Source organism: Aquimarina sp. EL_43 (assembly GCF_943422735.1).
Taxonomy (GTDB): domain Bacteria; phylum Bacteroidota; class Bacteroidia; order Flavobacteriales; family Flavobacteriaceae; genus Aquimarina; species Aquimarina megaterium.
In genome coordinates this window covers 5,186,634-5,212,593 of record NZ_CALSBR010000001.1, presented here as the reverse complement: position 1 = coordinate 5,212,593, position 25,960 = coordinate 5,186,634, and the positions used below count along the sequence as shown (strand labels likewise).

At 32.6% G+C, this 25,960-nt stretch carries 28 protein-coding genes and 1 other RNA gene; 12 read left to right on the top strand and 17 right to left on the bottom strand.

Annotated elements, in window-relative coordinates; genetic code table 11:
- Nucleotides 1-2: 2 nt before the first annotated feature.
- The 3 genes from ggt to NNL09_RS22465 all read right to left on the bottom strand — a co-directional run bounded on the left by ggt (nucleotide 3) and on the right by NNL09_RS22465 (nucleotide 3,056).
- Nucleotides 3-1,688 (bottom strand): gamma-glutamyltransferase, encoded by a 1,686-nt coding sequence (gene ggt, locus NNL09_RS22475; RefSeq protein WP_196911391.1) that lies wholly within the window; start codon nucleotides 1,686-1,688, stop codon nucleotides 3-5.
- Between the two features lie 167 nt (nucleotides 1,689-1,855).
- Nucleotides 1,856-2,566: a DUF6048 family protein gene (locus NNL09_RS22470; protein WP_025667438.1), complete on the bottom strand. Its 711-nt coding sequence runs from the start codon at nucleotides 2,564-2,566 to the stop codon at nucleotides 1,856-1,858.
- Nucleotides 2,532-3,056, bottom strand: coding sequence for a DUF6452 family protein (locus NNL09_RS22465; protein ID WP_025667439.1), 525 nt, complete (start codon nucleotides 3,054-3,056; stop codon nucleotides 2,532-2,534). Before NNL09_RS22465 ends, NNL09_RS22470 begins: the two co-directional genes overlap by 35 nt.
- Nucleotides 3,057-3,145: 89 nt before the next feature.
- On the opposite strand from NNL09_RS22465, the gene NNL09_RS22460 reads away from it, so the two are divergent.
- Entirely contained in the window at nucleotides 3,146-3,349 is a 204-nt protein-coding gene (locus NNL09_RS22460; RefSeq protein ID WP_025667440.1) for a hypothetical protein, read from the top strand.
- Nucleotides 3,350-3,420: 71 nt separating this feature from the next.
- Here the strand turns inward: NNL09_RS22460 and NNL09_RS22455 are convergent, their stop codons facing one another.
- The 3 genes from NNL09_RS22455 to rlmD all read right to left on the bottom strand — a co-directional run bounded on the left by NNL09_RS22455 (nucleotide 3,421) and on the right by rlmD (nucleotide 6,001).
- A complete protein-coding gene (locus tag NNL09_RS22455) occupies nucleotides 3,421-3,819 on the bottom strand; it encodes a hypothetical protein (protein ID WP_231391020.1) in 399 nt (132 codons plus the stop codon).
- Nucleotides 3,820-3,869: 50 nt separating this feature from the next.
- Nucleotides 3,870-4,178: a hypothetical protein gene (locus tag NNL09_RS22450; RefSeq protein WP_025667442.1), complete on the bottom strand. Its 309-nt coding sequence runs from the start codon at nucleotides 4,176-4,178 to the stop codon at nucleotides 3,870-3,872.
- A 413-nt stretch (nucleotides 4,179-4,591) separates the two neighbouring features.
- Nucleotides 4,592-6,001 carry a 23S rRNA (uracil(1939)-C(5))-methyltransferase RlmD gene (gene rlmD, locus NNL09_RS22445; protein WP_196911389.1) on the bottom strand — a complete coding sequence of 470 codons (1,410 nt, stop codon included), beginning with the start codon at nucleotides 5,999-6,001 and terminating at the stop codon, nucleotides 4,592-4,594.
- Between the two features lie 116 nt (nucleotides 6,002-6,117).
- On the opposite strand from rlmD, the gene NNL09_RS22440 reads away from it, so the two are divergent.
- The 3 genes from NNL09_RS22440 to rocD all read left to right on the top strand — a co-directional run bounded on the left by NNL09_RS22440 (nucleotide 6,118) and on the right by rocD (nucleotide 8,412).
- Nucleotides 6,118-6,675 (top strand): RNA polymerase sigma factor, encoded by a 558-nt coding sequence (locus NNL09_RS22440; RefSeq protein WP_196911388.1) that lies wholly within the window; start codon nucleotides 6,118-6,120, stop codon nucleotides 6,673-6,675.
- On the top strand, nucleotides 6,665-7,051 hold the full coding sequence (locus NNL09_RS22435) for a DUF6768 family protein (RefSeq protein WP_025667445.1): 387 nt from the start codon (nucleotides 6,665-6,667) through the stop codon (nucleotides 7,049-7,051). The genes NNL09_RS22440 and NNL09_RS22435 overlap by 11 nt, the downstream gene beginning before the upstream one ends.
- Before the next feature lie 116 nt (nucleotides 7,052-7,167).
- Nucleotides 7,168-8,412: an ornithine--oxo-acid transaminase gene (gene rocD, locus NNL09_RS22430; RefSeq protein WP_025667446.1), complete on the top strand. Its 1,245-nt coding sequence runs from the start codon at nucleotides 7,168-7,170 to the stop codon at nucleotides 8,410-8,412.
- A gap of 76 nt (nucleotides 8,413-8,488) precedes the next feature.
- On the opposite strand, the gene NNL09_RS22425 is transcribed toward rocD, so the two are convergent.
- The 4 genes from NNL09_RS22425 to NNL09_RS22415 form a co-directional block, all read right to left on the bottom strand.
- Nucleotides 8,489-8,797, bottom strand: a complete 309-nt coding sequence (locus NNL09_RS22425) for a CCC motif membrane protein (RefSeq protein WP_025667447.1) — start codon at nucleotides 8,795-8,797, stop codon at nucleotides 8,489-8,491.
- An 8-nt stretch (nucleotides 8,798-8,805) separates the two neighbouring features.
- Nucleotides 8,806-9,096, bottom strand: a complete 291-nt coding sequence (locus tag NNL09_RS26325) for a DUF2752 domain-containing protein (RefSeq protein WP_196911387.1) — start codon at nucleotides 9,094-9,096, stop codon at nucleotides 8,806-8,808.
- A gap of 87 nt (nucleotides 9,097-9,183) precedes the next feature.
- Nucleotides 9,184-9,507: a CCC motif membrane protein gene (locus NNL09_RS22420; RefSeq protein ID WP_025667449.1), complete on the bottom strand. Its 324-nt coding sequence runs from the start codon at nucleotides 9,505-9,507 to the stop codon at nucleotides 9,184-9,186.
- Between the two features lie 12 nt (nucleotides 9,508-9,519).
- A complete protein-coding gene (locus NNL09_RS22415; RefSeq protein ID WP_370540763.1) occupies nucleotides 9,520-9,738 on the bottom strand; it encodes a DUF2752 domain-containing protein in 219 nt (72 codons plus the stop codon).
- Nucleotides 9,739-9,942: 204 nt separating this feature from the next.
- Here NNL09_RS22415 and NNL09_RS22410 point away from each other — a divergent pair, with 204 nt between their 5' ends.
- Complete coding sequence (locus NNL09_RS22410; RefSeq protein WP_152538383.1) at nucleotides 9,943-10,251, top strand: hypothetical protein; 309 nt, start codon at nucleotides 9,943-9,945, stop codon at nucleotides 10,249-10,251.
- 1 nt (nucleotide 10,252) lies between these two features.
- Nucleotides 10,253-10,801: a DNA mismatch repair protein MutS gene (locus NNL09_RS22405; protein ID WP_196911386.1), complete on the top strand. Its 549-nt coding sequence runs from the start codon at nucleotides 10,253-10,255 to the stop codon at nucleotides 10,799-10,801.
- On the opposite strand, the gene NNL09_RS22400 is transcribed toward NNL09_RS22405, so the two are convergent.
- Nucleotides 10,802-11,332 carry a hypothetical protein gene (locus tag NNL09_RS22400; protein ID WP_196911385.1) on the bottom strand — a complete coding sequence of 177 codons (531 nt, stop codon included), beginning with the start codon at nucleotides 11,330-11,332 and terminating at the stop codon, nucleotides 10,802-10,804.
- A 16-nt stretch (nucleotides 11,333-11,348) separates the two neighbouring features.
- On the bottom strand, nucleotides 11,349-12,254 hold the full coding sequence (locus NNL09_RS22395; RefSeq protein WP_196911384.1) for a hypothetical protein: 906 nt from the start codon (nucleotides 12,252-12,254) through the stop codon (nucleotides 11,349-11,351).
- 181 nt (nucleotides 12,255-12,435) lie between these two features.
- On the opposite strand from NNL09_RS22395, the gene NNL09_RS22390 reads away from it, so the two are divergent.
- Nucleotides 12,436-13,584, top strand: a complete 1,149-nt coding sequence (locus NNL09_RS22390) for a cysteine desulfurase family protein (RefSeq protein ID WP_196911383.1) — start codon at nucleotides 12,436-12,438, stop codon at nucleotides 13,582-13,584.
- Between the two features lie 7 nt (nucleotides 13,585-13,591).
- Here the strand turns inward: NNL09_RS22390 and NNL09_RS22385 are convergent, their stop codons facing one another.
- The 3 genes from NNL09_RS22385 to NNL09_RS22375 all read right to left on the bottom strand — a co-directional run bounded on the left by NNL09_RS22385 (nucleotide 13,592) and on the right by NNL09_RS22375 (nucleotide 18,874).
- Nucleotides 13,592-16,060, bottom strand: coding sequence for a carboxypeptidase-like regulatory domain-containing protein (locus tag NNL09_RS22385; protein WP_196911382.1), 2,469 nt, complete (start codon nucleotides 16,058-16,060; stop codon nucleotides 13,592-13,594).
- 13 nt (nucleotides 16,061-16,073) lie between these two features.
- Nucleotides 16,074-17,762, bottom strand: coding sequence for a M23 family metallopeptidase (locus tag NNL09_RS22380; RefSeq protein ID WP_025667457.1), 1,689 nt, complete (start codon nucleotides 17,760-17,762; stop codon nucleotides 16,074-16,076).
- A gap of 65 nt (nucleotides 17,763-17,827) precedes the next feature.
- Nucleotides 17,828-18,874: a hypothetical protein gene (locus NNL09_RS22375; protein ID WP_025667458.1), complete on the bottom strand. Its 1,047-nt coding sequence runs from the start codon at nucleotides 18,872-18,874 to the stop codon at nucleotides 17,828-17,830.
- A gap of 178 nt (nucleotides 18,875-19,052) precedes the next feature.
- Between NNL09_RS22375 and glf the strand changes: the two genes are divergently transcribed.
- From glf to rny, 5 genes are all read left to right on the top strand, one after another.
- A complete protein-coding gene (gene glf, locus NNL09_RS22370; RefSeq protein WP_196911381.1) occupies nucleotides 19,053-20,174 on the top strand; it encodes a UDP-galactopyranose mutase in 1,122 nt (373 codons plus the stop codon).
- An 89-nt stretch (nucleotides 20,175-20,263) separates the two neighbouring features.
- Nucleotides 20,264-20,554 carry a hypothetical protein gene (locus NNL09_RS22365; protein WP_025667460.1) on the top strand — a complete coding sequence of 97 codons (291 nt, stop codon included), beginning with the start codon at nucleotides 20,264-20,266 and terminating at the stop codon, nucleotides 20,552-20,554.
- A gap of 7 nt (nucleotides 20,555-20,561) precedes the next feature.
- Complete coding sequence (locus NNL09_RS22360) at nucleotides 20,562-20,852, top strand: cell division protein ZapA (protein ID WP_025667461.1); 291 nt, start codon at nucleotides 20,562-20,564, stop codon at nucleotides 20,850-20,852.
- A 52-nt stretch (nucleotides 20,853-20,904) separates the two neighbouring features.
- Nucleotides 20,905-21,011: non-coding RNA, 6S RNA (ssrS, locus tag NNL09_RS22355), on the top strand.
- Between the two features lie 53 nt (nucleotides 21,012-21,064).
- Nucleotides 21,065-22,633: a ribonuclease Y gene (rny, locus tag NNL09_RS22350; RefSeq protein WP_025667462.1), complete on the top strand. Its 1,569-nt coding sequence runs from the start codon at nucleotides 21,065-21,067 to the stop codon at nucleotides 22,631-22,633.
- Between the two features lie 65 nt (nucleotides 22,634-22,698).
- Here rny and NNL09_RS22345 read toward each other — a convergent pair whose 3' ends face one another.
- On the bottom strand, nucleotides 22,699-23,088 hold the full coding sequence (locus NNL09_RS22345; protein ID WP_196911380.1) for a hypothetical protein: 390 nt from the start codon (nucleotides 23,086-23,088) through the stop codon (nucleotides 22,699-22,701).
- A 269-nt stretch (nucleotides 23,089-23,357) separates the two neighbouring features.
- On the bottom strand, nucleotides 23,358-25,916 hold the full coding sequence (locus tag NNL09_RS22340; protein ID WP_025667464.1) for an ATP-dependent Clp protease ATP-binding subunit: 2,559 nt from the start codon (nucleotides 25,914-25,916) through the stop codon (nucleotides 23,358-23,360).
- Nucleotides 25,917-25,960: the final 44 nt, after the last annotated feature.

Genomic DNA, 25,960 nt, shown 5'->3' with positions numbered 1-25,960 from the left:
GGTTAATATCCAGCTGCCTGGCCATCTTTACGAGATTCAGAAGCTCCGTAATAAACACCATCTTTTACCATAATAGCTTGGTAGCCTCCGTATGGGCCTAAAGCATAGGATATGTTATGACCTTTTGAAAGCAGACCTCTAATTGTTTCATATGAAATTCCGGATTCAATATGTAGCGTTCCTCCGTTGGTCATTTCTTCTCCTGTGGGTTGCGATGATCCCATATGATTTATTCTGGGAGCATCACCAGCTTCCTGTAGATTCATTTCAAAATCAATCATGTTAACGATAATCTGCACATGTCCTTGGGGTTGCATACCACCACCCATAAGCCCAAAACTCATGAAAGGTTTTCCGTCTTTGGTAATAAATGCAGGAATAATGGTATGAAAAGGTCTTTTTTTAGGTTCATATGTGTTAAAATGACCTTCTTTCAATGAAAATAACTCACCTCTGTCTTGTAAAATAAAACCGAGTTCGGTGGGTGTCATTCCTGATCCCATACCTCTATAATTACTTTGTATCAAGGATACCATATTTCCTTCTTCATCTGCAACGGTAAGATATATGGTATCTCCATCATTAAGATTTCCGGCGTCATATGTTTTTGCAGCTTTGTTTTCATCAATAAGTTTTCTTCTTTGATCAGCATAATTTTTAGAGATAAGCTGATCTACAGGAATAGTATTAAAATCTGGATCTGCGTAAAATTTTGCTCGATCCTCATAGGCTAGTTTTTTAGCTTCGGTTAAAATGTGAAGATATTCTATTGTACCAAACCCCATAGATTTGATATCATATTTTTCAAGAATATTTAGCATTTGTAAGGCAGCTATTCCTTGACCGTTTGGAGGTAGTTCCCATACATCGTATCCTCTATAGTTTGTAGATACAGGCTCTACCCATTCTGAGGTATGATTTTTTAGATCATCATAGTTCAGAAATCCACCATTTTCTTTCACATACTTTGCAATAGTTTTAGCAATATCTCCTTTATAGAAAGCATCTCTACCTTCATTTGCAATTTTTTCAAGTGTATTCGCTAAAAAAGGGTTTTTAAAAATTTCTCCTTTTTTCGGAGCAGAACCCTTTGGCATATACGTGGTTTTAAAACCAGGGTATTTTGATAAAAACTTAGCACTTAATTGCATATAATATGCAACCAGTTCGGTCACAGGAAAACCTTCACGAGCATAATTAATAGTTGGTTGCAAAATATTTTTCATACTTAATTTACCAAACTTGCCATGTAGCTCATACCACCCATCTACACAGCCAGGAACAGAAACAGGAAGAGCACCATGAGACGGTATTTTAGTATGGTTGTTTTTCTTAAAATATTCTAAAGTTAATTTTTCAGGAGATCGTCCACTAGCATTTAATCCATATAACTTTTTACTTTTAGCATCCCATACAATAGCAAACAAGTCACCACCTATCCCGTTTCCTGTAGGTTCCATTAACCCAAGCATTGCATTAGCAGCGATTGCTGCATCAATTGCGTTACCTCCTTGCTTTAAAATGTCTAGAGCAGTTTGTGTAGCCAAAGGGTGACTAGTGGCAGCCATTGCGTGGGTAGCAATTACTTCAGATCGTGTGGCAAAACTTTTACCGGTAATTCGATCCTGAGAGAAGATCATACTTACAGGTACTAAAAAAAGAAAACAAAGAGTATTAAATGATTTCATGTGAACGAGTATGAGATGATAAAACATCCAAACAAGATAAGCAATACCCTATAATAATTGATGGAATACCTGGTAAAATGATTGTACAGGTTTATTTTGAAGTTATGTTATTGCAGAACATATCCCGGGCAAATAAACAAAAGGTAGGAGGAAAGCAGTGATTTATATTACTTTTTTTTCTTAAAAAAGGGAATCAGATAACTTATAGAATATCCGTATCCTACACCGATATTGCTATAATCATTAGTGCGACCAAATCCAGGAATATATAGATTATCGAATCTATCAGGTTTTTTTTCACTTACCAGAGTTCTAAGAGATACATTGGCTCCCAGGTATAGATTATTTATAAGCTCTACTTTGATACCAAGAACTAATTCTATCCAACTGGCGTTTAAGCCATCAGATTTGATACTTTCGGTTATTTGGTTTGGTCCAAAATAGTTTGTACTTGTAAAAATAGAATAATCGTTTAACGTTTGTTCAAAAGTAGAAAATCCATACCGCAGCCCTACATAGATGCTATTCTGCATTCCGTACCAATTATCGTATATGTTATAATCTATACCGACTCTTGCATAGCTTCCAGATCCTTTTGTATTAATATTCTCTTCATCTCTTATCAAGGACTCATTACCTATTTCTGCAGCGAGATAGAATTTTTTATAAAACCTGTAATCTCCAACAATTTCAAATCCAGAATAGTTATCATCAACTGCTGTTCTGATTAATCGACCGAGATCAACTCCTGCTCTAAAACCATATTTTTCTGCGGGAGGGAGAGTGTCTTTTGCACTAACTTTTGGTTCTTCTTGCCCATAGAAAAAGCTGGTGATTAAGATGCTAATGAAAAATAAATACGTGTGCAGTTGTTTCATCGGTTACGTTCTCTCTTTGTATTGTTATATTTTTGATCCAGCTCCCATCATCTCCTGCTTCTGGTGGAGATACAGTAAGACCTTTGTAATTAATCTTAAACCCACAAGCACTACTTACATATTCTTCTTCTGTTGTGTATTGAAAACTTACAGTATCTTTATTAGGGAGGGGGTCAGTATCACTATTATTAGTTGTGTCAGAATTTATAGTAAATTCATAATCAGTAATCGATACATCATTTCTTAGAGGAATTAGGATAGAATCTGTAACTGCACCCAAAGTAAAAGGAGTTTCTATGCCAACTGCTTTTACCTGTAATTCTAATGGAGTTTTTATCTGGGTGCCCGCATCAAAGTCAATAAATTTTATAACTAAGAAAGGTGTAGTAGGAGTACCTTCTGCACATATGTCATCTCGTTCACAGCTTAAATTTGAATATAAAACCAAGCCTCCTATTAATATAAAAAATAAATATTTGTATACTCTCATATAGTATTTTTTTCTATCTCAACCATAACATTACTGAATATGGTTTTTTGTAACTACCCTCGATACTACGAGGATAAAAATACGGTTAGATGAATGCAAAAATATTGAAACAAAATAAATTTCGAATTGCTATTTGCGTGACCAAAAATAAAAAAGATAAACCAATTCATACTGGTTATTTCTTAAAAATAAAAGACTCGAATAAAGTAGATGTGTTGCTGTTTATATCATATTTTGATTCTTGTGAAGTTTTTGGTGATTATAATTTTGTTTTAAAAACCGGGAACTTTTAACAGCTCCCGGCCACCGCAATAGAAAATGTAGAAGATTGCTACATCAAGTTGCCATAATCTAAAGGGTGTGATTAATCCATAAAAACCAGATTTCGGGCTTTTGCTTTACAGTTGTGATTAAAAATTACAGTACAACAGTAATAATTTCTTTTGTTTTCACCTTCCTGATTTATCCAATCAACATAATTGATTACTGTGAATGTAGAATCATTAACGATCCTAACATCTTTGTCACTTTCTCCAAAAGAAATAATAGTTGATGATCGTAACCTTTTATTGATGATGGAGTATGATGCAGTTAATGCCTCGGATTTGTGAAAATAAAATGGGTTTTTATTGTTTTTAGAACTGGTAATTTGAGCATTATTGTTATAGTATAGATTGTATAAAACAGCTCCAGTTATTATTGTAATACATATAATTGGTATTATGAAGAGTTTTATTATAAACTCTCCTTTTTTTAAGTTCAATATCATCATTGTAAGCCTTGGTGGTAGTGAGTAGTTTGTATGCAAAAAAATTATGGTAAGTTAACGTTAGCATTTTTTGCATCACGTTCTTCTTGTTCTTTTATTTTTGTCCATTTAGTATAATTTTCTTTATCTCCGATTTGAAGAAAGGCTTCTGCAACGAATCCTGCATGTAATGAGGCTTCTATACCAGGACCATTTCGTTTAACAATGTTATATTGTTTTATAGCTTCTTGTGCAACTTGATTTTTGGTTTCGTTAATCTGATGTTGACCAGTATCACTGGAACCGGTAGTAAATAAGAAATAAATTAAAATAAGAAGAATGAAGATCAGGGGTATTTTTACTACATTTCTCATAACTGTTAGTTTTGGTAAACTTAGGTTTGATTATAAATTTATTGTAGTAGCAATCTTCGAGTACAAATGTAGGAAATAACTCATGATATTATATGTGGTTTTTGAGTTAACTTTTTATGGTAAAACCATAATTGATAAATTTGAATAAATATGTTTAATTATCTGATAATCAGTCAATAGTGTGGTTTTTGTTAAAAAAGCGAATTATTTGTTAGTAAAGCACTTATTATCAATGAATTTCATGATAATTGGGTGCTCTAATGTCTAATGATTAAAAAAATCGATGAAATACATGATGAAATTATAATTTATCAGATCATTCATTAACTAATTAAAGTCTGATATCAATTATTTAGTCGGCAAAAATATATCAGGAATTAAAACTGTTTTTTTAGTAAAAAAACTAGTTGTATCTATCTCTTTTCAAGTAATACTACATTTTCAACGTGATGTGTTTGTGGGAACATATCGACTGGTTGAACTTTACTTATCTTATACATCTCATCTAATAATGAAAGATCCCGTGCTTGTGTTGCACTATTACAGCTTACATACACTATTTTTTGAGGAGAAATGTTTAATAATTGCCCTACAACATCTTTGTGCATTCCATCTCTTGGTGGATCTGTAATTACCACTTCGGGTTGACCATGTTGAGAAATAAAATCTTTGGTGAATACTTTTTTCATATCTCCAACGTAAAACTCTACATTGTTAATACTATTACGCTTTGCATTTTCTTTTGCATCTTCAATAGCTTCAGGAACAGCCTCTACACCAATTACTTTTTTTGCTTTTTTTGCAACAAATTGTGCAATGGTTCCGGTTCCCGTATATAAATCATATACTAACTCTTCCCCTGTGAGGTTGGCAAAATCTCGGGTTACTTTATATAATTCGTAAGCTTGTTTAGAATTTGTTTGATAAAAAGACTTGGCATTAATTCTAAACCGCAATCCTTCCATTTCTTCTTCAATATAATCTTTCCCTTTGTAACAAATAACCTCTTGATCATAAATGGTATCATTACCTTTTGGATTTATAGTATACTGAAGCGAAGTGATTTCTGGGAATTCTGAAACCATATAATCTAATAGTAGTGTTCTTTTTTCTATATCTTCATGAAAAAACTGAAGCAAAACCATAATTTCTCCGGTAGATGCAATTCTAATCATTAATGTACGCAAAAAGCCATGTTGATTCCTTGCATTATAAAAGGGGAGGTTGTTTTCTGTAGCAAAAGCTTTTACCTTATTTCTGATATCATTACTTGGGTCTTCCTGTAGATGACATTTATTGATATCCAAAATTTTATCCCACATTCCTGGGATATGAAATCCCAATGCATTTCTATTCTGAATTTCAGTACCACTTCTAATTTCGTCAAGAGTTAGCCATCTGCTATCACTAAACGAAAATTCCATTTTATTTCTATAAAAGAATTGATCGTCGGAGCCAAGTATCGAACTTACTACGGGTAGTTCAATTTTACCTAATCGGGTTAGGTTATTTACAACTTCTTGTTGTTTATAAGCTAGTTGATGTTCATAACCCATGAATTGCCATTTACAGCCTCCACAAGTTCCAAAATGTTCACAAGTGGGTTCGGTACGTTTGTCTGATAGCTTGTGAAAAGTAGTAGCAGAACCTTCATAAAAGGCCTTACGCTTTTTGGTAGTTTGGATATCTACTACATCCCCAGGAACTGCATTGTTAATAAAAATTACCTTTCCATCAGGGGCTTTAGCAATACTCTTTCCTTTTGCACCTGCATCAATAACTTCGATATTCTCAAAGATCTGTCTTCTGTTTTTCCTTGCCATAGCGCAAAAATAACAATAGAAAGCATATACTTATTAAATATTCAATATATCTTAGAAAAAAGAAATAAAAAAATGAACCTATTTATTATTTCTACGTCTATACTATAAAGACCCATATGACAAACACCAATAAAACAATTGATTCTTTGTTGGTTTTACAATGCCAGTCGGGAAGCAAGAAAGCAGTAACTCTTCTTGTGAAAAGATGGCACGCAAAACTATGTAAACAGGCATATTGGTACACTCGAGATATAGAAATTTCAAAAGATATTGCTCAGGATAGCTGGAGTACTATTTTTTTAAAAATCAATAGCCTAAAAGATTCTAATAGTTTTGGGAGTTGGGCATTGACTATTGTAACCAGAAATGCTATTAATTGGTTACGAAAACATAAAAAGGAAGTAGAACATTTACAAGTGTATAAGGATTGTAATACAAATCGTATTGAAGATGATACTCAAAATAATCAAAATACGATGGTATTATTAAAAAACTCAATTAAAAAACTACCTTATACTCAACAGTTAGTACTAAACCTTTTTTATATAGAAGAGTATAGCATTAAACAAATAAGTGATATTATAAACGTTTCGACCGGTACCGTTAAATCACGTTTGTTTACAGCTAGAGAAAAACTGAAATCAATTTTAAAAAATAGAAATAATGGAGAATAAAATGAAAGATATAGATCAATTAATTAAAGAAACATTGAGCCAGGAAGAAGCAAAATTTTATGATGATTTAGATGAGCAAAATCTTTTCGAAATGTTAGGGGGGCTTTTTAATACCAAACACAGATGGATTATTGTATTGATGAATATTGCAACTGTAGTAGCTTTTGGTTTTTTAATCTATTGCATTATTCAATTTTTAGATACAGATAATACTAACGAACTGATCAAGTGGTTTGCAGGAGGAGCGATCTGTTTTATGGTTATAGGAATGACCAAACTATTCGCCTGGATGCAAATGGATAAAAATGCACTATTAAGAGAAATTAAGAGGCTAGAACTACAGGTATCTTCTATAGCTGGAAAAATATCACAATAAGATTTTAGAAAGAAGCTTATATTTAGTAATTTGCAACCAACTTCAATAGGATGATTTCTCTCCCGAACTTTGTGTCGAAGTAGGAATTGTAAAGTTTTATTTTTAATACGTGAATAATGGCAATCTTAGAGAAAAAGTCATCACAGCATTTAATTGAATTAGAAGACAAGTACGGAGCTCATAATTATCACCCGTTACCGGTTGTTTTAAACAAAGGAGAAGGTGTGTATGTTTGGGATGTAGAAGGTAAAAAGTATTATGATTTTTTAAGTGCATATTCTGCAGTGAACCAAGGGCATTGTCATCCTAAAATAGTAGGAGCAATGGTTAATCAGGCACAAACATTAACACTAACCTCGCGAGCCTTTTATAATGATAAATTAGGTGAGTACGAGAAGTTTGCGACTGAGTATTTTGGTTTTGATAAATTATTACCAATGAATACTGGTGCAGAAGCAGTAGAAACAGCATTGAAACTTTGTAGGAAATGGGCATATGAGAAGAAAGGTATTCCAGAAAATGAAGCACAGATTATTGTGTGCGAAAATAATTTTCATGGAAGAACAACAACAATCATATCATTTTCGAATGATGAAGTAGCTAGAAAAAACTTTGGACCCTATACTGCAGGGTTTATAAAAATTGAATACGATAATCTATCTGCTTTAGAACAGGCTTTAGAAAGTAATACTAATGTTGCAGGGTTTTTGGTAGAGCCTATACAAGGAGAAGCGGGAGTTTATGTTCCTTCTGAAGGATTTTTGGCCAAAGCCAAAGCGCTTTGTGAAAAACATAATGTACTATTTCTTGCAGATGAGGTTCAAACAGGAATCGCACGTACAGGAAAATTACTAGCCGTTGATCATGAAAATGTTAAACCAGATATCTTGATTCTTGGAAAAGCGTTAAGTGGAGGAGCATATCCTGTATCGGGAGTTTTAGCTAATGATACAATCATGAGTGTTATAAGACCAGGAAATCACGGTAGTACTTTTGGAGGTAACCCTGTTGCAGCAGCAGTAGCAGTAGCAGCTTTAGAAGTAGTAAGAGATGAAAAATTAGCAGAAAATGCAGAAGAATTAGGTCAATTATTTAGATCAGAACTTGGTAAATACATTGCAGAATCTAATATAGCGAATTTAGTTCGCGGTAAAGGATTGCTAAATGCGATTGTAATTAATGATTCTGAGGATAGTGATACTGCCTGGAATATCTGTGTGGCGCTTAAAGAAAATGGTCTTTTGGCTAAACCAACCCACGGTAATATTATTCGTTTTGCTCCACCATTAGTAATGAATAAAGAACAACTACTGGATTGTGTGAGCATTATTATCAAAACGTTAAAGGAGTTTGAGAAATAGTGAAATACTATTCAAAATTCATATATAATAAAAAAGGAGGCACAATGGCCTCCTTTTTTTATTGTACGCAAAAATTTTATTGATTTAATATTTCTGACCAAGGCATTAGAGCACCCATAAATATTATATACCCAATAATAATTAGTAGGTATAAAGAACTTAATATAGTACCAATTATAGCACAAATTCTACCTGCATTTAGATTTTCATATCCTGTGTATAATTCTGGATTTGCCAGATATAATTCTTTAGCTTTTTTAGCTAATACCAAGGCAATGATACCAAATACTAACCCCAGAAATCCATAGCAGAAACAGGTTACTATTGATGCGATCCCAAATATTAATACCAATGTAGCATTTGGCAATTGTTGTTTGTTTTCCATATAATGTATTAGAATTTTATAATATAATTTGTAATGATAAGTATACTATTTAAAATATAAAAATATTGAAGGGTTTTAGCACCTTTTTTAAACTTTAGAAGAAGATGAGCAATTAGATATCCAAACATTAATAGTAATGGAATAAGCGCAGGATACATTAGAAACGACTCTACTAAATCCCCCTTGATGAGTAATAAAAAACTTCGTTGAAAACCACAGCCTAAACAATCAATACCCATTAGTTTTTTGGTAGGACATTGTAATAGATTAGATTCAATATAGTTAATAAACCGTTCCACAAATTATATGAGTAAGACATTTATTCTAAATAAAAACTGTTCGAAATACTATTCCGAACAGTTTTTAAAAATTAAATTATTTACAGATTACCCTCCGTACTGTTCCATCATTTCTCTTTGCATATCTAGTATACCATCATATCCTACTGTTGCAAATATGAAAACAACATAGATTAAATAGATAATACTTAATATTAAACCTACAATTGCTAGTATCTTACCTGTTTTAACATTTTGATATCCAGTATATAATTCTGGATTTTCATTGTATAATGCAGTAGCTTTTTTAGCAAGTACTATAGCTACAATAGCAAGGATAATTCCTAGCACACCATAACAACAGCATCCTAAGATTGATAGAATACCAAAAACGAGGATTAGGGTAGAATTAGGTAATGTTTGTTTTTCCATAATTTAGATTGATTAGTTAAAAATAATTTTCATTTTGATTACATAACTTATAATAATAGTAAGTATGGCTGTAACCATAAGACCCATTTTTATAAGTCTATCATATTTAAATTTGATAAAAAAGTTGAATCCCAAAAATATTAGTAATAGTAAAAGAGGATAAATCGCAGGATACATATAAAACGCAGCAACAAAATCTCCTTTGAGTAAGAGAGAAATAGATCTTTGCATTCCACAGCCTAAACAATCAACTCCAAAAATTTTTTTGTTTAAACAAGGTAACATATAGGTCTCCAAAAGCGAAAAACTTTATAATTATTAACTGCAATATACATAATTAAGTTATTTAAAATATTTGCAGGTTCAAAAATCTATTATTTAATACTTTTGCAATTCGTAAAGAGAAGTATTGGATCAGGTATAAAGAAAAATACCTTGAAGTCATTATTTGAAAAGAAATCAATTCTTAAGATATTGAATGATGATATTGATTATACTATCTATTGGATTAATAAAAAAAGGATTAGGCAAATGAATTATCGTAGGGTCAAAAAAATTATAAGTATACTTTTGGTAATGATTGGGGCTATTGCATTGATAAGTGAAATTTCTTCGATAACGAAAAACTATTACATCCAGAGTATTGGAGTGGTTTTTTTAATGTTAGGAGTATTTCTTATTAATACCAATGTGAAATCGAAAACCAAAATTGATTCTGATCCATACCTTGAAGAAGAAGAATGATATGATTAAAATAGGGGATACTGTATCTGTTTTGGACGAACCAATAACAGGCGAAGTTGTAGCAGTTACTGCTGATGAAGTAACAATTGAAACAGAAGATGGGTTTGATATGACATTTTTTATTCGTGAAGTGGTAAAAATTAAGTCAGGAGAGCTTATTATGCCTTCTTATGAAGAGATACATAAGAACTTGCAGGAGAAGGAGGTCTTTAAAAAAAAGCCCAAAAGACCTATTGCTAAACCAAAAGAACGAGATGTGCCACCAATGGAAGTTGATTTACATATTAACAAATTAGTGAGATCAACCAAGGGAATGACAAATCATGATATGATAACATTGCAATTGGATACTGCAAAAAGACAACTGGATTTCGCAATTAGTAAACGTATTCCCAATGTGGTTTTTATTCATGGAGTAGGGCAAGGAGTTTTAAAAGAAGAACTCAAATACCTTTTTGGGAGATATGATAATATCAGAATTTCAGAAGGTAACTATAGAAAATATGGACTAGGAGCGACAGAGGTGTATATTGTTCAAAACCCAAAATAGTTATTTTAAAACAGTAATCTCATCTTCACCTAGTTGTAATAGTTCTTGTCGTATTGCAATCCCAGCTCCTTCCAGAGTGATATCGGTAAGAGTTATCGTTCTGGTGTAGACAGTTTCTGTAGCTGTATCACTCTTTACGACATATTTTATTTCAGCATTTCCGTTAGAACTTTTTAGCTCTTGAGTAACTGTAATACCACTGGGAGGAACACTGCTGCAAAAATATACAGTACCATCGATTTGAGTATTAAATTGTCTGTATATTAGGATATTTGTAGTATTATTAAGTGCTACAGTATGAGTAAGGCTTTCTGGAACTGTATTTAATTCAAAAGTAGTGCTTGTGAAGCTAAGAGAAAGAGATTGATTAATTTGAGGATCAATTTTGAAAAAAACAAAAGTATCTTCATTTTGATTAGAGCAATTCTCTAACGGAGCTGTGAAATTACTGATGTCATTTTCAATAACATCTCCTTCACTACAACTAACCAGTACTGCAATAAAAATTATATAGTAAAAAAAATTATTCATAATAATGTGGTATGAGCTACTCTTTTTTGGTAGTCTTAGGGATGGTAATATCCCTAAAACCAAATGAAAAATTCTTGTCTTTAAAATTCTGATTGTTACCATCAAAAACAAGGCCGTTTATAGATACAGTGGTTCTAAATGTAGTTTTTATAGTGTTGTCAAGGACAGGATCTACTGCAACTGCACTATTAGTCGATTCTGCATCTAGGTAAAATAATTTTCCGGAAACAGAATCTCTATCATCTCTTGGGTTTCCATTCATATCTGCATCTTCATTACGAGTTAAGATTCCATCATTATCATCATCTTCTTCGAGATAATCAGGTGTGCCGTCTCCATCTGTGTCTCGTGGATCATCATTATCAGGAATATCATTTGGTAACTCAACACTTGTTAGAATGTTGTCATTATCATCATCCTGATCTTTATAATTAGGGATTCCGTCGCCATCGGTATCATCATCATCAAGGTTGCCATTACCATTCAGATCTTCTTGTTCTGCCGGAATTCCATCATCATCATCTTCTGTAATGATTTCAGTTAAAATTTCAGATGTTCCTGTAGTACCATTAAGTTCTTCAATAATTACGATTTCACTAGAAGGTACATTAGAACAAAAATAATCTGCAGTTACCGGGGCATTGAAATTTCTATATATTAAATTACTAGAACTTTCACCTAATTGGATAGCAATGGGTGTGGGTGTTGCGATAGTATCAGAAAAGTTCTCACTTATAAAGTTATAAGAAATAGCTTCGTTTATAGTTTTGCTAATCTTGAAAAAAACAAATTCATTTGGTTTTGCACCTTTACAAAGTTGTAAGTCAACATCATCAAACTCAAAACTGGTGATCACTATATCACCATCATCGCACGAGGTGAGAAATAATAATAAAAAGAGAAATGAAAACAACTTTTTCATGTCAGAATGAGTATTTTTTTTGACAAAAGTAAAGGAATTGAAAGATTATAACGTGTGTACTCGAAAATAATTTTATTTAGATTAGTTTTGTAGTCGGAAAATTGGGAATATTGTAAAAATTAAAGTTTTTTTTACAAAAAACGAATAAATATCTATTTCAACAACTTAATTATTTTGTTTTATGCAAAAAGTTTATTTTGATAGTGCGGCTACCACAGAGGTAAGGCCAGAAGTTATTGCTAAAATGGTTTCTGTATTGAAAGAAGATTATGGAAATCCGTCATCAATACACGGTTATGGTCGATCTGCTAAGAATCATATTGAACAAACACGTAAAAACATCGCTGGTTATCTAGGGGTAAAAGCATCAGAAATTATTTTTACTTCTGGAGGCACAGAAGCTGATAACTTAGCAATAAATAGTGCCGTTAGGGATTTAGGAGTTAAGCATATTATTACAACCAGAATAGAACATCATGCAGTATTGCATACAGTACAGGAAATAGAGTCTCGTACCGATATAGTAGTAAGTTATGTTAACATAAATACAGATGGTTCGATTGATTATAAACACTTAGAATCACTTCTTAGTAATTCTAATGAGAAGACGTTAGTAAGCTTAATGCATGTAAATAATGAAGTAGGAACAATATTAGATATTGAGCATGTAGGAAACTTGTGTAATGAACATGAAGCACTTTTTCATAGTGATATGGTTCAGTCAATAGGCCATTATGATGTAGATTTAAGTAATTTACACGTTGATTTTACAGCGGTAAGTGCTCATAAATTTCATGGGCCAAAAGGAGTTGGTTTTGCATATATTCGAAAAAATTCTGGGTTAAAACCGTTAATTTTTGGTGGGGAACAAGAACGAGGATATCGAGCAGGAACAGAAAGCGTGCATAATATTGCAGGAATGGATGAGGCATTGCGATTATCATATGAAAATTTAGAAGAAGAAAAGAGCTACGTTAAAAATCTTAAGCAATACTTTATCGATACTCTTAAAAATAACATTGAAGGAGTAAAGTTTAATGCCAGTTGTTGTGATCCTGAAAAAAGTACATACACCTTAATTAGTGTGTGTTTACCTGTTTCTGAAGAAAAGGCAGGGATATTATTATTTCATTTAGATATTAATGGTATTGCATGTTCAAAAGGGAGTGCTTGCCAAAGCGGAAGTGGTAAAGGATCTCATGTGTTAACCGAAATCCTTTCTGATGAGGATTTACAAAAACCATCTATACGTTTCTCTCTTTCAAAGTTTAATACTAAAGAAGAAATTGATTATACAGTAGATGTCTTAAAGAAATTTATAGAAGAATAATTCTTTCTTAAAATTTCATCCTTAATCGAACATTAAAAACCCGTGGCGTTAAATAGTTGGGAATAGCAAATTGGCGTTGACTTGCTGCATCTCTTACAAAAGTGTTAGTAATCGTGTTTTGATTATCAAAGATATTGTAGATCTCAAAACCTAGGTTTAGTTCTCTAAACATATTAAGAAAATGACCTTCTCTTAATCTTTTGTTTTGATCAACAACAACATATGAGATGCCTAAATCGGCTCTTCGGTAATCTCGTAATCTGGTCTGAAAATTATATGGATCGGCATAACTGGGAGAACCTCCTGGTACTCCTGTTTGATAGACCATATTTAAATACATTTTTAAACTTGGGATAGAGGGAACATAATCCTGAAATAATACTCCGATTTTGAGTCGTTGATCCGTTGGTCGAGAAATATAACCACGCTTATCGATATTTTCTTCAGTTTTTAAATACCCGAGACTCACCCAGCTTTCTGTACCAGGAACGAATTCTCCATTAAGCCTTAAATCCACTCCCTGTGCATATGCTTCTGCATTATTTCTTGCGCGATATCGTATCCTAACATTTTCGATAGTATACGGGTTTACATTAGTTAGTTTTTTATAATATAACTCTGTAGTTAATTTAAATGGTCTTTTCCACATAGAAAAGCTGTAATCATTACCTAATACAATATGTATTGATTGTTGTGCTTTAACATCTGGTCGTACCACTCCCAATGAATCTCGTAACTCTCTATAAAAAGGAGGTTGGTGGTATAACCCTCCAGAGATTCTAAAGATCATATCAGATTTCCAATTAGGTTTAATCGCAACCTGAGCTCTAGGGCTAAATACAATTTGCGAATCAGAGCTATCAACTGTGTTTCCATAAATATTCCAGTTATGTGCTCTAACGCCTACGTTTGCCCAAATTTCATTTTCTTTTATATTAGAGCGAATGCTGTATTGTGCATATCCAGAAATACGATCAATTTTGGTGCTATTTGTAGCTCTTACGCTAGTAAAAGGAACAATAGGACTTGCAAAAGGAGTGTATGGCTGATCATTTACAAAATCCAATACAGGAGGTCTGATAGAAAAACCAGCAGAATCAATGATTTCATATTCTTGTAAACGGTCTCTAATGTCTTCTGAGGTATATTTGATACCCCAATCAAACTGATGTTGATCTGCAACATATGTTCCTTTATGTTCGAGATTATAAATCAATGCATCCAGATCATTTCTTGCATGCGTTAATTGAGAACCTATACCTTCGCTAAATTCTACTTCTCCCAGGTTTTCACTCCCGATATCGGTATTTACAGTACCCAGTGCATATGCTGCAAAAATATCATAATGCTCTTGTTCTTGTGTGTGATATCCAGAGGCAATTAATTTTAGAGTTAAGTTGTCATTGGCTCTGTAGGTCCCTTTTAGTGCTCCAAAATAAGTTTCATACCGATCTTTTTCTTGTCCATCATAACGAACAGTCAATGCCTGCACTGTTTGTAATGTTCCAAAATTCACCTGTTCGGTTAATGGTTCATAGTCATAGGTGTTAAGTGCTAAATTGCTTAAGAAGCCTAATTCAAATTTACTAGAAAAATTATAAGAAAGATACGTTTGTACATCTGCAAATCTAGGTTGAAAATTGGTTTCAGTATTTTTTGCATCTACTAATAAGCTATTATCTCTATATCGCACACCAACAATAGCAGCTAGTTTTTTGTTTTTAGAAATTCCTTCTGCAGAAACACTACCTCCCAGTAAGCTTAAATCTGCTGTTGCCCCCAATCTTGTTGGTCTTTTATAGGTAATATCTAAAACTGAAGAAAGTTTGTCTCCATATTTAGCTTGAAACCCTCCTGCAGAAAAATCTACATTACGAACCATATCCGTATTTACAAAGCTTAAACCTTCCTGTTGCCCTGATCTTACTAAAAAAGGACGATAAACTTCGATCTCATTTACATAAACCAAATTTTCATCATAATTTCCTCCACGAACAGAATATTGCGTACTCAATTCGTTATTAGAACTTACCCCGGGTAAACTCTTTAGGAGTCCTTCTACACCTGCATTGGCAGAAGGGGTGGTTCTAATGGTTTCGGGATCTAATGTTGTAATTCCTTCTACAATTTTTCGCTCTCTACCCGATATAATAACTTCACTTATCTGTTCAATATCTGTTTTTAGTACTGGATTAAGTTCATATTCTTGATTTTCTTCAAGATTAATAACAAATTGTACATTTTTTAAACTAATGTGAGATATGTGTATTGTAATTTCTTGATTAGCTGGTATACTAAGTTGATATACACCGTTTTTATCAGATTGAGTACCAGAATCGTTATAAGAGATGTTAGCTCCTTGAATGGGAATATTGTTTTCATTAAGAATAACACCTTTTAACGTTGCGGTCTGAGCCGAAGAAGAAATACTGATTAGAATCAGTAAAATCAAAAGAGGGAAAAAATTAGGTTTCAAGAAATAAGAGTATTTAAGGTTTTCTAAAAAAAGTGGTTTCGAACGTTGCTCGATTACCTACTTTATCTAACACAACAAGTTTAAAATTATTTTCTGAGTCCACATGATTTTTATCATTAAAATCATAGATTAACATTCCGGTCTTGTAATCATACTCTAATAAAATAAATTTTCCATTTATAGTACCTCGATAACTTTTTATTCCAGATTCAGAATCATTGATTTTTACTTTTAAATGTGTGGCCTTTGATATCCATTTTTTGCTAGAAACATTAATAGGTATTATTGTAGGTTTCTGGTTGTCGGTAAATAAGGAGTATGTTCCAAAAGTACGTGTTCTGGTCGAGAACCGATTACCTTTCTTAGATGTTCTAGAGTATGATGGTGTTTTAGAGCCATTTAAACGGCCTATATATAGTTTTTTCTTATCTTCTTCACTATACCTTGATACATCAAAAACCAGAGTCATGTTTTTATGTAACGGAGTTTTGTTATTGTGGATTTTAATTTTTTCTCCATTAACAGATATGTCTAGATAGGTATTTTCATATAATGCACCTTTAGGAATAAAAAGGTCAAAAAAACCAGAGCTATACGTATAATTTTCTGTTGCTTTAGCGTATTCTGATGTTTTAGGAATATCTGTTTTAGTGATTGTTTCTACATTCTTTCCTTGTACAGGAATAGTAATTGTAGTGGTATTGTTTTTAAAATCTTTGATATGAATGGTATAGTTGTAAGAAAGGCTATCTTGAATAGTAACAATACCGTTATTTACTTTCTTTTTAAAAACGGTCAACGGATTGTTTTTTTCAACAAAGAGTTTTGTTATTCTACTTCTGTATTCTTTAAAATAGGAGTAATCAATAATCCGATTTGCATATCGTGTTTCGGCAAAAGAAAAACGATTCATTTCTATTTTTAAATTTTCCTGACCATTAATTAGAGTAGTTATTTCATATACACCGTTATTATTCTCGGCTAAATCTTGTTTGTCTATGGTAGCTACGCCAAAACCGATTTTACCATATGCACTTAGGTTTTCTGCTTTAAAACTACCGTCTTCTAGAGGTGTAAGCTTTAATCTAACTGGTTTTTGCGCACCATTAATATGTGCGTCTTTATCCAGACTATAGGCCCAAAGACTATTTATGATTGGTTTTCTGGTATCTTTTACTTCTATACCAAAATTCATTGGATTCATTGGTCTGGATCTCGAATCTCTAATTTCAAAATGAAGATGAGGTCCAGAACTTCCTCCGGTATTACCGCTGTATGCTATAACATCACCTTGCTTAACCATTAACGAACCTGATTTTGGAAAAAGTTCTATTTCATAAGATTCTTTTGCGTACTGTCTTTCTTTTACAAAAGCTTCAATTTCTGGAGAGAATTTTTTTAAATGGGCATATACACTTGTATATCCATTGGGATGTGCAATATATAATGCTTTACCATACCCGCCATGCGAAACCTTTATTCTAGTTACTCGACCAGATGCTGTAGCGTATACATTTAATCCTTCTTCGCCCTTAGTTTTCATATCTAATCCAGAATGAAAATGGTTAGATCTCAACTCGCCAAATGTTCCCGAAACTACAGTAGGAATATCCAGAGGACGAATAAAATAGTCTTTTGGAAGGTTCTTTTGTCCATAGCAAAAAGAAAAGCCAAGTACAATAAAAACTATAATCTTTCTCATAAAAGGGGGTATCTATGTGTGTGTTTATGAAATGTGCTTATAAAACTACTTATTTTTTTGTTAGATTATGTTATTTTCAGTGCATGATTAATAGCGTCATTTAAATATCCACCAGAAATAATTTTTGTTCTAACCAAATCTACATTAGTTTTCATTTTTTTATATTCTTCTAATGATAAACTTTCTAATTTGTTACTTAATTCATCTAAATTAGAAACTGTAAAGCCAATATTGTTATCTGTTATAAAAGTACTAATGGCAGCTTTGTCCCATACAATTACAGGTAATCCACATAAAATATACAATGAAGTTTTATGAGGGTTATTGTATTTTAAGTACTGTCCGTATTGACCACTACATTCTTCTGTAGAGATACCATCCCATACTAATCCAAAAGATCCTTTGATATGATAAGCAACCACATCAGAAGGAAATGCTCCTTCATAAGTAAGTACAGATGTTTCTTTTTCGGTTTTGAGTTTTTGATAATCAAATCCCATACCATACAGATTCATTCTGAAATTTTTTCTTTCGAGTAGGTCAATATCATAGATATAGGAATTTTTACCTTCTCCAAAACCTCCCGCATATACTACTTCGTGTATCTTTTCTCCTGTAACATCATTGTTTTGATCAGGTAATCCTTTATTTAAGATATAGTCAAATATTCCGAGTACAATTATTGGGATTTTAACATCTTGTTCCAAAAACCAATTCTTCATCGAATCATTATGCACAATAATGGCATCTGAAGAAATTATTTTTTTTAATTCTTTATTTGCATCACTAGTTCTACCTTTCAAAAAACGCACATCATGAACAATAGTAATGATTTTACATCTTTTTATTTTTGCAACAAATAAGACATAGTTTCTAAATTTATTTAGAGGATATTGTGTACATAATGTTGACTTGTAAGGTAATCGTATTAGGGCGAAGGTAATGCCGAAAAAGTTTTTTAGAGCACCAATTGCAGAGTTAGGGATTGAAGATTGTTTGAATCCAAGGTTTTTAAACCCCATTTCGGTTAGAATAGACTCACAATCAGTTTTTGCTTTACCAGCGGCGTTAAAAAGAGATTTGTAATTTCTGGAAATGAAATATCCTTTCATATGAATATGTAAATTTATCGTGGGAAAGATACACACATTTTATTTTTTATACCCTATTTTAAGAAGATTATCAATTTTGATTTTTTGATGTGTAATTATTACCTATAAAATCCTTTTAAAAATAGTAGTTTTGACAACTGAATTTTTTAGAAACCATTTCGAATAAAAAAATATACTAGTGAAAGAAAAGAGATATGATTATCTAATTGTAGGAGCAGGATTGTTTGGGAGTGTTTTTGCTCACGAAATGACTAATCGGGGTAAAAAATGTCTTGTGATAGATAAACGAGATCATTTAGGCGGAAATGTATATTGCGAGGAAAAAGAAGGAATTAATATACATAAATATGGAGCTCACATTTTTCATACTAATGATAAAAAAATCTGGGATTATGTAAATCAATTTGCAACTTTTAATAATTATATAAATTCTCCATTATCATTGTCAAAAGGTAAACTGTATAACCTGCCTTTTAATATGAATACGTTTTATCAACTATGGGGAACCAAGACACCGCAGGAAGCAAAAAAGATTATTGATGAGCAAGTAGCACAATATGGAGTAAAATCTCCACAAAATCTTGAAGAACAAGCTTTATCTTTGGTAGGGAAAGATATTTATGAAACTTTTATTAAAGCCTATACAGAAAAGCAATGGGGGAAAAAAGCTACAGAACTCCCTGCATTTATTATTAAAAGACTTCCAGTTAGATATACATATAACAATAATTATTTTAATGACATTTATCAAGGAATTCCTGTCAGAGGTTATAATGTAATTATTAATGGTTTACTAGACGGTATTGATACCAAAACAGGAGTGGATTTTTTTGAAGATAGAATAGAACTTGAATCTCTAGCCGATAAGATTGTATATACGGGCAAGATAGATGAGTTTTTTGAATATAAGCATGGGCATTTAGAATACAGATCATTACGATTTGAACATGAACTTCATGACATAGAAAATTACCAGGGTAATGCAGTGGTAAACTATAATGATGCAAGTTATGCATTTACTCGAATTATTGAGCATAAACATTTTGAATTTGGAAAGCAGGATAAAACAATTATAACAAAAGAATATCCCGAAAATTGGGATAGAAGCAAAGAGGCATATTACCCTATTAATAACGGTAGAAATCAAGAAATATTTAAAAAGTATAAAGAAGAATCACAACAATTAGAAGGTGTGATTTTTGGAGGAAGACTGGCAGAATATCGTTATTATGATATGCACCAGATAATCGCATCGTCTTTGGTTAAAGTAGAAGAAATATCGAGGATTAAACCACAATAAAGAAAGGGTTTAAAATTAGTTGTAAAACTATTGGGTTTTTTCAATTGGTATGTTAACTTTGTGTAACGAAGTATTGTGTAAAATTTACAATGAGTGATTTAATTGAAATTATTGATTCTCTTGAAAATAGAATAAGTAAGTTGCTTCATAAATATGAATTAATTAAGCAACAAAATTTAAATTTAAAAGAGAAAATATCGGATTTGGAGTCTAATTCAGAACTTCAGATTGATCAATTAAAGCAGTGGGAAGAAAAATTCAGTGCGCTCAAAAATGCAAACGCAATATTAGGCAGTGACGAATATAAAAGGGAAACCAAGCTCAAAATAAACGCTTTAATAAGAGAGATTGATATGTGTATCGCACAACTTTCTGAATAAGTAAAATATGGCAGATAAGCTTAAAATTAAATTATCTATTGCAGATCGTGTATATCCGTTAACGATTAATCCGGATCAGGAAGAAGGTTTACGGAAAGCAGCAAAAAAGATAGAAGCCATGATAAAGCAATTTGAGCAAAGTTATGCAGTTAGAGATAAGCAAGATGTATTGGCAATGTGTGCTTTACAGTTTGCGGCACAAGTAGAACAAAAAACTATAGATAAAGATGATGACACGGTTAATGTGGCTAATAGACTAAATGAATTAAATAATTTGCTACATGAACATTTATCATAACGTTCTTTAAAATAAATAAGGTTACTGCCTGCACTAGTTGTTATTTTGATAAACTCAACAAGAATTAATTAAAAAGGGTGAGTTTAAGTTGTAAAAGCGCGCCGCCTTGAGCGGATTCTTGAGCAATTTGTTAGCCCTAAACCTGTTTTTACAGAGTTTATACAAAACCTTTACTAGTGCAGGCTTTTTTTATATAAATACTAACACAAATTATGGATAATAATATTATATTTTTAATAGTTGCTGGGGTAGCAGGACTAATGATAGGATTTATCATTGCCAAAGTTCTGGAACGTAATAAAGCTTCAGAAATTATTAAAAATGCTAAAAAAACTTCCGAAAGCATTTTAAGAGATGCTAAAAATGAGGGAGAGACAATTAAAAAAGACAAGATACTTCAGGCTAAGGAAAAATTTATTGAATTAAAATCAGAACATGAAAAGGTAATATTATCGCGAGATAAAAAGATGGCCGAAGCAGAAAAACGAACAAGAGATAAAGAATCTCAGGTTTCTAATGAATTATCTAAAAACAAAAAACTAAATATAGAGCTCGAGGAAAAAATTAAAGAAGGAGAGCAACGCAAGGACTATTTAGAAAAGAAACAAAGTGAACTTAAAAAACTTCATAAAAGCCAGGTACAACAACTTGAAGTTATATCAGGATTATCTGCAGAAGAAGCAAAAGAACAACTTGTTGAGTCTTTAAAAGGGCAGGCAAAGACTGATGCTATGGCACTTATTCAAGATACTATTGAAGAAGCTAAGCTAACTGCACAACAGGAGGCTAAGAAAGTAATAATTAATACTATTCAAAGAATAGGCACAGAAGAAGCAATTGAGAACTGTGTTTCGGTTTTTAATATTGAAAGTGATGATGTAAAAGGTAGGATTATTGGTCGAGAAGGTAGAAATATTAGAGCTATTGAGGCTGCTACAGGAGTCGAAATTATAGTGGATGATACTCCTGAAGCAATAATTTTATCTTGTTTTGATTCTGTAAGACGAGAAGTGGCTCGATTGTCACTTCATAAATTAGTGACCGATGGGAGGATTCATCCTGCACGAATAGAAGAAGTAGTAAGAAAAACAAGGAAACAAATTGACGAAGAGATTATTGAAGTCGGTAAGCGTACCGTAATTGATCTCGGGATACATGGATTGCATCCAGAACTAATTAAGACTATAGGTAGAATGAAATATAGATCTTCTTATGGTCAGAATCTTTTACAGCATTCAAGAGAAGTTGCTAAGTTATGCGGCGTAATGGCTTCAGAATTAGGGTTAAATCCAAAACTAGCAAAAAGAGCAGGTTTGCTGCATGATATTGGTAAGGTTCCGGATACAGAAACAGAAGTACCGCATGCTATTCTGGGAATGCAATGGGCAGAAAAATATGGTGAAAAACAAGAAGTCTGTAATGCTATAGGAGCGCATCATGATGAAGTAGAGATGACATCGCTAATTTCTCCTATCGTTCAGGTGTGTGATGCGATTAGCGGAGCCAGACCAGGGGCCAGACGTCAGGTATTGGATTCTTATATACAAAGGCTGAAAGATTTAGAAGGAATCGCTTTTGGATTTGATGGAGTGAAAAAAGCTTATGCGATTCAGGCAGGTAGAGAACTTCGTGTGATTGTTGAAAGCGAAAAAGTGAATGATGAAAAAGCAGCTAGCCTTTCTTTCGAAATTTCTCAAAAAGTGCAGACAGATATGACATATCCCGGTCAGGTAAAAGTGACCGTAATACGAGAGACAAGAGCAGTAAATATTGCTAAATAATTTATAAACTTAATAACTATAATAAAGCGATACTGTATCACTACAAGTATCGCTTTATAGTTTATTTATAATATTTTTTGATCTTTATATTTTCTGATCATATTATCTTTCCATTTCAGGGCTAGCTCCAAAGTGTCAAATAGTTTAAACTCTTTGTTAAAGAAAGCTTTTTCGAGCTTTGTTTGTATTTTTTGTCTATGATCGGCAGATACTACCGCAAATCCAATCACATTTGTGATTTTGGCAGTTTCTAAGTATACCGTTGGATTTACAGCATAAGAGTTAATGCGGTGTGTGATATAAACAAAAGGTTTGTCTTTGAAATGTTTTTCTGTAATCATTAGCAAGACATCGTTATGTTCTGGTAAGACTGTAATTCCTTCTTTCATTATAGCCTTTACATAATCTTCATATATCTCTATATGACAGAAATAGAAGTTGTATGAAGTGATCATCTATTATTTGTTAGCATTTTAGTATGTGTTTTAGATACGAAATAGGATAGAAATAGGGCTCTCTTTCTTATTTTATTATTGGTATAAGATATAAAAAAAACATGAATTAGAAAGGGGATTAGAAAAGTTCTCTGGTAATCTTATTATTGTGTTTTTTGTAATTTTTGTACGATTGAATTTAAGGCTGTTACATGTTTTTAATCTATATTAAAAGAGACTGTTACTTATAGGTAACAGTCTCTTTTGTATTTTTTATTATAAATATTAAGTTAAGATTCGGTTGATTCTTCAGCTTTTTTAATGGTAATTGTCAATTCGCCAGAATCATCATCCATATCCATAAATATACTATCACCTTCTTCAAGCTGAGAATTGATGATCTCTTCTGCTAAAGCATCTTCTATATATTTTTGGATAGCTCTTTTTAAAGGTCTTGCGCCATACTGTCTATCGAAACCTTTTTCGGTAATATAATCCTTAGCTTTTTCACTTAAAGATAAGTCGTAACCAAGATCTTTGATTCGTCCGTATAGTTTATCAAGTTCGATATCGATAATTTTATGAATATCCTCTCGTTCTAATGCATTAAATACAATAACATCATCTACTCGGTTTAAAAACTCAGGAGCAAATGCTTTTTTTAATGCATTTTCGATTACTCCTTTAGCATAATCTTCTGCTTGAGTCTTTTTGGCAGAAGTTCCAAAGCCAACTCCTTGTCCAAAATCTTTCAGTTTACGAGCTCCAATGTTAGATGTCATGATGATTATAGCATTTCTAAAATCAATTTTACGTCCAAGACTATCAGTAAGATATCCATCATCTAATACTTGAAGCATCATATTAAAGACATCGGGATGTGCTTTTTCTATTTCATCTAATAGAATAACTGCATATGGCTTTCTTCTTACTTTCTCTGTAAGTTGACCTCCTTCTTCATAACCAACATACCCAGGAGGTGCTCCAATAAGTCTGGAAACTGCAAATTTCTCCATATACTCACTCATATCGATACGAATAAGTGTGTCTTCGCTATCAAAGAGTTCTCTGGCCAAAACTTTAGCTAATTGTGTTTTACCAACCCCGGTTTGCCCTAGAAATATAAATGATCCGATAGGTTTGTTGGGATCTTTAAGACCGGCACGGTTACGTTGTATTGCTTTTACAACTTTGGTAACGGCTTCATCCTGACCTATAACTTTACCCATAATTAGGTCGGGTAATTCGGCTAATTTATTACTTTCAGTTTGCGCTATACGATTAACAGGGATACCAGTCATCATAGAAACTACATCTGCTACGTTTTCTTCATCAACAGTTTCTTTATGTAGTTTAGATTCTTTTTCCCACTGTTCTTGTGCAACACCAAGCTCTTTCTCAAGATTCTTTTCGTCATCTCTAAGCTTTGCAGCTTCTTCGTATTTTTGTTTTTTGACTACGCTATTCTTGAGTTCTCTTACTTCTTCAAGTTTTTTCTCAAGATCAAGTACTTTTTTAGGAACATCAATGTTGGTAATATGTACTCTAGAGCCTGCCTCATCTAACGCATCAATAGCTTTATCTGGTAAAAAGCGATCTGTCATATACCTATTGGTTAATTTTACACAAGCTTCAATAGCTTCTGGTGTATAACTAACATTGTGGTGTTCTTCATATTTCTCCTTAATGTTATTAAGGATTTCTATGGTTTCTTCAATATTTGTAGGTTCTACAATTACTTTTTGAAAACGTCTCTCTAAAGCACCATCTTTTTCTATGTATTGGCGATATTCATCTAAGGTTGTGGCTCCAATACATTGAATTTCACCTCTTGCTAAGGCTGGTTTAAACATATTTGAAGCATCTAAGCTTCCTGTAGCACCACCAGCACCAACAATAGTATGAATCTCATCTATAAAAAGAATGATATCATCGTTCTTTTCTAATTCGTTCATTACCGCTTTCATTCGCTCTTCGAATTGTCCACGATATTTGGTTCCTGCAACTAAGCTTGCCAGATCGAGAGTAACGACTCTTTTGTCAAATAAGATTCTAGAAACTTTACGTTTTACTATTCTTAAAGCAAGTCCTTCTGCGATGGCAGATTTACCAACTCCAGGTTCTCCTATGAGTAGTGGGTTATTCTTTTTACGTCTGCTTAATATTTGAGATACACGCTCTATCTCTTTGGATCGCCCCACTACGGGGTCGAGTTTTCCTTCTTCTGCCATTGCCGTTAAATCACGGCCAAAGTTATCTAAAACAGGAGTTTTAGATTTTTTCCCTGCTTTACTTCCTCCAGAAGGAGAGTTAAAAGGATTTTCTTTAGATGAATCTCCAGTTAAATCATCATCATCTTCAGAGAAAGATTCTGCTTTTGGATTATCTATATATTCTTCTTCGTTAGCAATCATAAACTTAAATTGGTCTTTAACATTATCATAATCTACTTTTAAACGATTTAAAAGTTTTGTAGTTGGGTCATTTTCATTTCTTAGGATACATAGCAGAAGATGAGCAGTATTAATAGAAGAACTTTGAAATAACTTAGCTTCCAAAAAAGTAGTTTTTAATGCTCTTTCTGCTTGTCTAGTTAAATGTAAATTTTTTTTCTCGTTCGAGGCGACAGCTATATTTGGATTTGCAGGGCTTAGGATCTCAACCTTCCTTCTTAAATTTGTCAAATCAATATCTAGCGCATCTAGAATATTAATAGCTTTACCACTTCCGTCACGTAGCAACCCTAACATAAGGTGTTCTGTGCCAATAAAGTCATGCCCTAATCTAAGAGCTTCTTCTTTACTGTACGCAATCACATCTTTTACTCTGGGCGAAAAATTATCATCCATAAAATTATTCTCTTTCTTTATAACTAAAATAGTAATTTTTAGAA